At 62.0% G+C, this 8798-nt stretch carries 7 protein-coding genes and 1 pseudogene; 2 read left to right on the top strand and 6 right to left on the bottom strand.

The genetic code is table 11. The annotated features are described in order from the left end of the window. Both EOC06_RS00965 and EOC06_RS00970 read right to left on the bottom strand, forming a co-directional pair. Positions 1–691, bottom strand: a pseudogene (locus EOC06_RS00965) (hypothetical protein); the annotation flags it as partial. A 75-nt stretch (positions 692–766) separates the two neighbouring features. Next, positions 767–2065 (bottom strand): adenylosuccinate synthase, encoded by a 1299-nt coding sequence (locus EOC06_RS00970; protein ID WP_127267133.1) that lies wholly within the window; start codon positions 2063–2065, stop codon positions 767–769. A gap of 207 nt (positions 2066–2272) precedes the next feature. Here EOC06_RS00970 and EOC06_RS00975 point away from each other — a divergent pair, with 207 nt between their 5' ends. Both EOC06_RS00975 and EOC06_RS00980 read left to right on the top strand, forming a co-directional pair. Beyond that, complete coding sequence (locus EOC06_RS00975; protein WP_127267134.1) at positions 2273–3178, top strand: DMT family transporter; 906 nt, start codon at positions 2273–2275, stop codon at positions 3176–3178. 151 nt (positions 3179–3329) lie between these two features. Continuing rightward, positions 3330–3794, top strand: a complete 465-nt coding sequence (locus EOC06_RS00980) for a DUF2231 domain-containing protein (protein ID WP_127327665.1) — start codon at positions 3330–3332, stop codon at positions 3792–3794. 56 nt (positions 3795–3850) lie between these two features. On the opposite strand, the gene serA is transcribed toward EOC06_RS00980, so the two are convergent. The 4 genes from serA to EOC06_RS01000 form a co-directional block, all read right to left on the bottom strand. Next, complete coding sequence (gene serA / locus EOC06_RS00985) at positions 3851–5452, bottom strand: phosphoglycerate dehydrogenase (RefSeq protein ID WP_127267135.1); 1602 nt, start codon at positions 5450–5452, stop codon at positions 3851–3853. Positions 5453–5519: 67 nt separating this feature from the next. Continuing rightward, positions 5520–6695, bottom strand: coding sequence for a phosphoserine transaminase (locus EOC06_RS00990; RefSeq protein ID WP_127267136.1), 1176 nt, complete (start codon positions 6693–6695; stop codon positions 5520–5522). A 202-nt stretch (positions 6696–6897) separates the two neighbouring features. Beyond that, positions 6898–7662, bottom strand: a complete 765-nt coding sequence (locus EOC06_RS00995; RefSeq protein ID WP_127267137.1) for an outer membrane protein — start codon at positions 7660–7662, stop codon at positions 6898–6900. Between the two features lie 209 nt (positions 7663–7871). Beyond that, positions 7872–8708: an outer membrane protein gene (locus EOC06_RS01000; RefSeq protein ID WP_127267138.1), complete on the bottom strand. Its 837-nt coding sequence runs from the start codon at positions 8706–8708 to the stop codon at positions 7872–7874. Between the last annotated feature and the right edge of the window lie 90 nt (positions 8709–8798).

Genomic DNA, 8798 nt, shown 5'->3' on the forward strand with positions numbered 1-8798 from the left:
GCTCGGTCTTGGCGACCTGATTGCCGCCAAGCCCAAGCATTTTGCCGAAGGCATCCTTGTTCAGCCAGATTCCGTAGCCGCCGCCGGCTACGACCAGAAGAGCGACGACGGCCGCGATCAGCCCACCATAGCTGCGCTTGCGCTCGGCGGGACGCAGGCGCTGGAAGGTGTCCGACACCGGCTCTTCGTCGCTGGAAAAGACATCTGCCTCGTCCTCCGCCTCGTCGGCATCCATACCTGGAAGAGGCGTGTCGGCGCGAGCCGGCTGGGAAGGCGCCGGCGTCGCCCTTTGCCAGCTCGGCTCGACCTTGGCGGCAGGTGGTGGCGCGGGCTGATAAGATTCAGGCTTTGCAGCGGGCGGTGCGGGCCAGGCCGATTCAGCCTTGGCCGGCTGCCGTGTATGGCTCGGCTGATTCTTGTTGCGATCGATCGACGAAAAGATGTGTTCCAGCTCCGCCAGCGGATCGGTCTCCGGCAGGCTCTTGGCATAGTCCCGCTCGACACTCGCGATCGCGTCTTCCAGCGAACGCATCTGCGTGGCTATGGCTTCGGCGGCCGGCGGCGGCGAATATTCCTCAAGCTTCTTCGCCAGCATGGTGCGAACGCTGGCATAGATGCGCGTACGCTTTTCCGGCGTCTCGTCGCCATGCTTGCCGAGCGCCTTTTTCAGAATAGCAACGTAATCTGCCATGCTTCAGTCGACCTGTATTTTGTTTCCGCGCCGGCCCCCGCAAATCGGCCGCGATGCCCGGAAAGGCTTCAGAAACTAGTCTTGAAACGGATCGGTCACAAGTATCGTGTCGTCCCGTTCCGGGCTGGTGGAAAGGAGTGCGACCGGGGCGCCGATCAGCTCTTCGATGTAGCGGACGTATTTGACGGCCTGGGCCGGCAGATCGTTCCAGCTGCGCGCGCCGGCAGTGGTGCCTTTCCAGCCCTCGAGCGTCTCGTAGACCGGTTCGACACGTGCCTGCGCGCCCTGGCTGGCCGGCAGATAATCGATCATTTCGCCGTCGAGACGGTAACCTGTGCAGACCTTGATCTCGTCCAGCCCGTCAAGCACGTCGAGCTTGGTCAGCGCGATTCCCTTGATGCCGTTGACAGCGACGGCCTGGCGTACCAGCACCGCGTCGAACCAGCCGCAGCGGCGCTTGCGGCCGGTGACGACGCCGAATTCATGGCCGCGCGTGCCGAGGAATTCGCCGACTTCGTTCTTCTGCTCGGTCGGGAACGGACCCTCGCCGACGCGTGTCGTATAGGCTTTGGTGATGCCGAGCACATAGCCGATGGCGCCTGGGCCGACGCCGGAGCCGGCGGCAGCCTGTCCGGCAACCGTGTTCGACGAGGTCACGAACGGATAGGTGCCGTGGTCTATGTCAAGCAGCGTGCCCTGCGCGCCCTCGAACAGGATACGCTCGCCAGCCCGGCGCTTGTCGTCGAGGATCTTCCAGACCCGGTCCATATAGGGCAGGATGTCGTCGGCGACCGAGGTCAATTCCTGCATGATCGCGTCATGCGTGACTTCCGCATGGCCAAGCCCCCGACGCAGCGCATTGTGGTGCGTCAGCAGCCTGTCGACCTTCACGGGCAGTGTTTCCAAATCCGCCAAGTCCATCACCCTGACCGCGCGCCGGCCCACCTTGTCCTCATAGGCGGGGCCGATGCCACGACGGGTCGTGCCAATCTTCGTCCCGGAATTGGATGCGGCGTCCTCACGGAATCCGTCCAGCTCCCGATGCAGGGACAGGATAAGCGCTGTGTTTTCGGCTATTTTCAGGCGATCCGGTGCGACTTCGACACCTTGCGCCTTGAGCTTGGCCACCTCGGCGACGAAAGCATGCGGGTCGAACACGACGCCATTGCCGATGATGGACAGCTTGCCCTGGCGCACGACGCCCGACGGAAGCAACGACAGCTTGTAAACCTTGCCGTCGACGACCAGCGTATGGCCGGCATTGTGGCCGCCCTGGAAACGCACCACGACATCGGCCCGCTCCGACAGCCAGTCGACGATCTTGCCCTTGCCTTCGTCACCCCACTGCGAGCCGACGACCACCACATTGGCCATGTTTCTTTTCCCTTGAGACGCCGCCAAGCGGCTTGAATATGGTTCGAAACGACAGGCCTCTATAACGTCAAGACCTCGCGAGCGCGACCTTTCTTTGCCGTCGAAAATGCCCTGAGGCACAACAATTTTCGGCTTTGACATCATTTACTTGGGCGAGCGAGGGCAATAGGCCGGCAAACACCGCAGCTCCGGCGACTGGAATCCCGCATGCATCGAAGCGCCTACATATTCCTGCTGCTCACCACCTTGCTCTGGGGCGGAAATTCGGTGGCCGGCAAGCTGGCGGTCGATCACGTTTCGCCGATGACGCTGGTCTTCCTGCGCTGGGTGCTGGCCGTGGCGATCATGCTGCCCATCGGCTGGAAGACCATCCAGAAGGACTGGCCGGTCGTCCGCAAGCACTGGTTCGTGCTGGTCGCCCTCGGCGCCAGCGGCTTCACCCTGTTCAACACCATCTTCTACACGGCGCTCAACTACACGACAGCAATCAATGTCTCGATCGAACAGGCGGCGATGCCGATCCTGATCATGACTGCCAATTTCGTCTTCTTCCGCCTGCGTGTGAACTGGGCGCAGATTGTCGGCGTCGTGCTGACCATCGCCGGCGTGATCCTCACCGCCTGCCATGGCGACCCGCGCCGGCTGTTGACGCTGGAACTCAATTTCGGCGATGCCATCATGCTGGTCGCCGTGTTTCTCTACAGCGGCTATTCGGTCGGGCTGCGGCTGAAGCCGGTCATGCACTGGCAGAGCCTGATGCTGGCCCTGTCGGTTGCGGCACTCGTCACTTCGCTGCCGTTCTTCCTGTGGGAGGTCGTCGCCGGCAAGGTCATCATGCCCGATGCGCGCGGCTGGACCGTCATCGTCTATACGGCGATCGGCGCCTCCGTCGTTTCGCAGATCTTCTACATCAGAGGCAACGAACTGATCGGCGCCAACCGCGCCGGCCTGTTCATCAATCTGGTGCCGATCTTCGGCACGCTGCTGTCGGTGCTGATCGTCGGCGAGACGTTCCACCTCTATCAGGCACTGGCTTTGGTGCTCGTGCTGGGCGGCATCGGGCTTGCCGAATACAGCGGGCGCAAGATGGCGGTGGCGGACCACCGCAGATGACATGTGGCGGCTGACGCTCTCCCCGTTGCAGCGATTCACGCGAACAGCATGGATCTAGCCAATGGCCCGGAAACAGCGGCATAAACCCTGCCGCGTCCTCACTTGGAACATTTCACCTCCAGCGGAGTTTGAACGGCAGGGAGGCGACATGATGAGCCCCAACCCTCGCAGCACGGCAAGCATTGCCGGTCACCCTATCCATCCCATGCTGATTCCGTTTCCGATTGCCTTTTTTGTCGGCACCTTCGTTTGCGATCTTATCTTCTGGCGAACAGCCGATCCCGGATGGGTCACCGGGTCGCTTTGGCTTCTCGGCGCAGGCCTGATCATGGCAGCCCTGGCTGCGCTTGCTGGCCTGACGGATGTTCTCGGCGATGTTCAGATCCGCAATCTCACAACGGCATGGCTCCATGCCGGCGGCAATGTACTCGTCGTGTTGATCGAGCTTTACAACTGGTACTCGCGGTATGCCGGCGGAGCGGCGGCCGTGATGCCAACCGGCATCGTCCTATCGATGATCGTGGTTCTCATCCTGCTGTTTACGGGCTGGAAGGGTTGGGAACTGGTCTACCGACATCGCGTGGCTGTCTCCGATGGATCCGACGAGTTGACCTGAACCGGCCGCCGCGGCGGCCGGCCTCAACGAGGGGGTCGGCGACCGCCTGTCCTCGATCACATCGCGTTGATGTCGAACTGCAGCCGCTTGGCCGAGTCGATCGACTTATGCGCCTTGACCTTTTCCAGCACGGCCTCCGGGAACGGGGCGTCGAGATAGAGCAGCGCTATGGCATCGCCGCCCGGGCGGTTGCGGCCGAGCTGGAAGTTGGCGATGTTGACGCCGTTCTCGCCGCAGACGGTGCCGAGCAGGCCGATGATGCCCGGCGCGTCCGCATTGGTGGTGTAGAGCATGTGCTGGCCGACCTCGGCATCGAGGTTGATGCCCTTGATCTGGATAAAGCGTGGCTTGCCATCCGAGAAGCATGTGCCGGCGATCGAGCGCGTCATGTGCTCGGTCTTCACCGTAAGCTTGATGTAGCCGTCGAACACGCCCGATTTGTCGCGCTTGACCTCGGCGACGATGATGCCGCGCTCCTTCACCATGATCGGCGCCGACACCATGTTGACGTCGGAGACCTGAGGCCGGATCAGCCCGGCGAGTGCGGCGCTGATCAGCGCGCGCGTATTCATCGTCGCGGTCGAGCCGTCGAACAGGATCTCGACCTCCTTGATCGGATCCTCGGTGACCTGGCCAACGAAGGCGCCGAGCACTTCGGCGAGCTTGACGAAGGGCTTCAGCCGCGGTGCTTCCTCGGCGGTGATCGACGGCATGTTGATGGCGTTGGAGACGGCGCCCTTGATCAGATAGTCGGCCATCTGCTCGGCAACCTGCAGCGCGACATTCTCCTGGGCCTCAGTCGTCGAGGCGCCGAGATGCGGCGTCGCCACCACATTCTCCATGCCGAACAGTTCGTTGTTTTCGGCCGGTTCGACCTCGAAGACGTCGACGCCGGCGCCTGCCACCTTGCCGCTCTTCAGCGCCGCGATCAGGTCGGCCTCGACGACCAGCCCGCCACGAGCGCAGTTAATGATGCGCACGCCCTTCTTCATCTTGGCGATCGCCGCGGCATCGATGATGTTGCGCGTCTTGTCGGTCAGCGGCGTGTGCAGGGTGATGAAATCGGCGCGGGCGAACAGTTCGTCGAGCTCGACCTTGTCGACGCCAAGCTCCTCGGCACGGCTGTCCGACAGGAACGGGTCGAACGCGATGACGTGCATCTTGAGGCCAACGCCGCGCGTCGCGACGATCGAACCGATGTTGCCGCAGCCGATGACGCCCAGCGTCTTGCCAGTGATCTCGACGCCCATGAATCGGTTCTTTTCCCATTTGCCGGCATGGGTCGAAGCGTTGGCTTCCGGTATCTGGCGGGCAAGCGCGAAGATCATCGCCACCGCATGTTCGGCTGTCGTGATCGAATTGCCGAACGGCGTGTTCATCACGATGATGCCCTTGCGGCTTGCCGCCGGGATATCGACATTGTCGACGCCGATGCCGGCACGGCCGATGACTTTGAGATTGGTAGCGGCGTTGATCAGTTTTTCGGTGACCTTGGTCGCCGAGCGGATGGCGAGGCCATCATACTGGCCGATCACTTCGGCGAGCTTTTCCTTGTCCTTGCCGAGATCGGGCAGATAGTCGACCTCGACGCCACGATCCTTGAATATCTGCACGGCGGTGGGGGAGAGTTTGTCTGAGACGAGAACGCGGGGCGCCATGGCGGCCTCCTTGAAATGGATTTGATCCTAATGGGAATGGGCGGCCCGAAGGCCGCCGCGAATGATCTCAGGCCGCCGCTTTGAGCGACGCCTTCTGCGCGGCGAAGGCCCAGTCGAGCCAGGGCAGCAGCGCCTCGAGATCCGACGTCTCGACCGTCGCGCCGCACCAGATGCGCAGGCCGGGCGGTGCGTCGCGATAGGCACCGATATCGTAGGCGACGCCTTCCTTGTCGAGCACCGACACCAGCCCCTTGGCGAAAGCCGCCTGCCCCTCGGCGTCGAGCGCGGACACGTCCGGGTCGGTGAAGGACAGGCAGACGGACGTGTTCGACCGTGTCGCCGGCTGGACGGCGAGATGACCGAGCCAGGAGGATTTGCCGACAAAGCGATCGAGGACGGCCGTATTGGCATCCGCCCTGGCGATCAGCGCGTCGAGACCGCCGGTCGACTTCGCCCAGTTGAGCGCATCGAGGTAATCCTCGACGCACAGCATCGAGGGGGTGTTGATGGTCTCGCCCTTGAAGATGCCTTCGATCAGCTTGCCGCCCGAGGTCAGGCGGAAGATTTTCGGCAGCGGCCATGAAGGCTTGTAGGTCTCCAGCCGCTCGACGGCGCGAGGCGACAGGATCAGCATGCCGTGAGCGCCCTCGCCGCCCAGCACCTTCTGCCAGGAGAAGGTGACGACATCGAGTTTTTCGAAGTCGAGCCTCTGCGCGAATGCGGCGGAAGTCGCATCGCAGACGGTCAGGCCCTTGCGGTCCGCGGGAATGAAATCGCCGTTCGGCACGCGCACGCCCGACGTGGTCCCGTTCCAGGTGAAGACCACATCGCGGTCGAAATCGATCTTGGTGAGATCAGGCAGTTCGCCGTAGCCGGCTTCGATCTTGCGCACGTCGGCGAGCTTCAACTGCTTGACCACGTCGGTGACCCAGCCGGAGCCAAAGCTCTCCCAGGCGACCATGTCGACGCCGCGCTCGCCGAGCAGCGACCACAGCGCCATCTCGACGGCGCCGGTGTCCGATGCCGGCACGATGCCGATGCGGTAACCCGCCGGGACCTGGAGAATTTCCCGCGTCAGCTCGATCGCCTGTTCGAGCTTGGTCTTGCCGATCTTGGCGCGGTGGGAACGGCCGAGCGCGGCATTGTTCAGCGCCTCGACCGACCAGCCGGGACGTTTTGCACAGGGACCTGAGGAAAAATTGGGGTTTGCCGGACGGAGTCCGGGCTTCGTATGCGTCGTCATCGTGGTCTATCCTTCCAGATAGTGGCCCCTCGTTGGGGAGGGGTGGCCCACGGACGGCGATATGCGTTCAGACTTCAGGCGTCAAGAGGAAAGTTTTTGTCGCTGTCGGGATACCGGCGATCCCCGATCAGGATGTCGTGACTTCAAACGCAAACGGCGAACCCCGAAAGATCCGCCGTTCTGATCCACATGCTCGCTGCGCCTACCAGAGATCGTAGCGCAGCCCAAGCTTGACCTGATGATTGCTGATCCCCTTGCGGATCGGATAGGAATCTAGGCTCTCGGCGGCTACATATTCGGCGTCCGGGGCGGAGAAATACTGATAGCCCAGGTCGACGGAAACGTTCTTCGATACCTGATAGGCGAGGCCCGCATTCAGCGTGTAGGCCAGCGAGTACTGGGTCTTGCTGTCACTTACAGCAAAATCGTCCGTGTCGTCGCCATTGTCGGTGAAATAGCTTGCCGACAGGGTGCGCTTGCTGCGGACGATGCCGATACCGGCGCCGAGATAGGGTGTGATGCCGACATAGGTGCCAAGATCGACATAGCCGTTGAGTATGCCCGACAAGGCGTAGTTCTTAAGGGATGCCGACGCTACGGTCGGCTCTGCGGCAGTCGCTGAATCGTCATAGCCGACGCCGATCTCGTTGCCGGGCAGATAGCCGAGATTGAGGTCGGCGCGCAGATAGTCGTTGAAATGGTAGCCGAAGCCGATGCTGGCAAAGATCGGATCTTCCTTGTCGCTGAAGGCAGCGGTTTCGGTGGCGAAATCATGATTGTCGAAGCTCTTCTGCGCCAGATAGGAGACGTCGCCGCGCAGATACCAGCCGGAACCGACCTCGACCGGGACGTAGTCGGGCGCCTGGTCGACATAGATCGGCGGATCGTAGTCGGCCGCGTGCACCGGCGTCAGCGGCAGGAAGGCCAGTGCACCGAGCGCCAGCGCCATACGCGATGTAAGTTTCATGGTCCCCGACTCCCGAATTTGGCGCAGCCCGCAATTCGCAGCGGCAGCCATCGTTTCAAGGAGCATTGTTAACCATAGTGGTTAAGTGCCGGTTAAGGCTAACAGAGCGTTAGCGAATTCATTTCCCCTGTCGATTCCAGGCGGCCCAACGAAAAACCGCCCGGCTGAGGCCGGGCGGTTTGTGAAGAATGCAAGTAATGTAGATGCTGTTACTTGGTGTAGATCGGCTCGGGTTCGGGCTGGTAGGCAACGACCGGCGCGGCGCAACCGTTGCTGCCACCGAACTGGTAGCGCAGGCCACCGCGCACTTCGTGCGTGTTGATGCCACGATCGAAGCCGGGACCGGAGCTGGTGATGTTCCAGTCGAACATGCGGCCGCCCTGAATATGGGAGAAGCGGTAGCCGGCATCGAGAATGATCTTGTCGGTCAGGCAGTACGAAGCGCCGGCCATCAGACCGTAGGCGAAACGCCAGCTTGATCTGCCGGGATTGAACTCGGTGGTGTTCGGGTCGTAGACATCATCCCACTTGACGCGGGCGCCGCCGATGCCGGCGCCAACGTAAGGCGTGATGCCATGGTAGGTGCCGAGATCGACATAGGCGTTGGCAAGCAGCAGCAGGGCGCTCATCTTCGAAACTTCGGTCGAAGTACCGTTGATGTCCGAGGTGCCGCCGTTGAAGTTCGACTTGAACCAATAGTCGGCCGTCAGGTCGGTCCGGAAGTGGTCGTTGATCTTGTAACCAACGCCGGCACCGAGCGAGAAACCGCCCTTGAGCTTGCCGAAATCGAAACTTCTGGTGCCGGGCGTGACCGTACAGTTACAGGGATCGACGGTGTAGGTCATATAGTCGATGCCGCGCACGGTCGACTTGTGATAATCGATATCGCCGCGGATATACCAGCCGCCGACCTCGACCGGCTGCTCGTAGATGGCCTGAGGCGGAGCCTCTTCAACCATCGGCTCCGGCAGATCGGCCGCGAACAACGGCCCTGCCAACCCTGCGAACAGGAAGGCGAGCAGGGCCTTTCTTGCTGTCTTGAACATGCTTGTCACCCCTGAGAAGCTCGGAACGGCGAACCCGCCCGAAATGCGATTGGCTTTCAGTCGTGGATAATGAATTGCAAAGGTTAAAAG

Origin of the sequence: Mesorhizobium sp. M7A.F.Ca.MR.362.00.0.0, from assembly GCF_004023175.1 — a bacterium.
Classification (GTDB): domain Bacteria; phylum Pseudomonadota; class Alphaproteobacteria; order Rhizobiales; family Rhizobiaceae; genus Mesorhizobium.

What these genes read in the sequence shown, in the direction of transcription:
- EOC06_RS00970 (WP_127267133.1), bottom strand. Translation starts at nt 2,065, where the DNA reads ATGGCCAATGTGGTGGTCGTCGGCTCGCAGTGGGGTGACGAAGGCAAG.
- serA (WP_127267135.1), bottom strand. Translation starts at nt 5,452, where the DNA reads ATGGCGCCCCGCGTTCTCGTCTCAGACAAACTCTCCCCCACCGCCGTG.
- EOC06_RS00990 (WP_127267136.1), bottom strand. Translation starts at nt 6,695, where the DNA reads ATGACGACGCATACGAAGCCCGGACTCCGTCCGGCAAACCCCAATTTT.
- EOC06_RS00980 (WP_127327665.1), top strand. Translation starts at nt 3,330, where the DNA reads ATGAGCCCCAACCCTCGCAGCACGGCAAGCATTGCCGGTCACCCTATC.
- EOC06_RS00975 (WP_127267134.1), top strand. Translation starts at nt 2,273, where the DNA reads ATGCATCGAAGCGCCTACATATTCCTGCTGCTCACCACCTTGCTCTGG.
- EOC06_RS00995 (WP_127267137.1), bottom strand. Translation starts at nt 7,662, where the DNA reads ATGAAACTTACATCGCGTATGGCGCTGGCGCTCGGTGCACTGGCCTTC.
- EOC06_RS01000 (WP_127267138.1), bottom strand. Translation starts at nt 8,708, where the DNA reads ATGTTCAAGACAGCAAGAAAGGCCCTGCTCGCCTTCCTGTTCGCAGGG.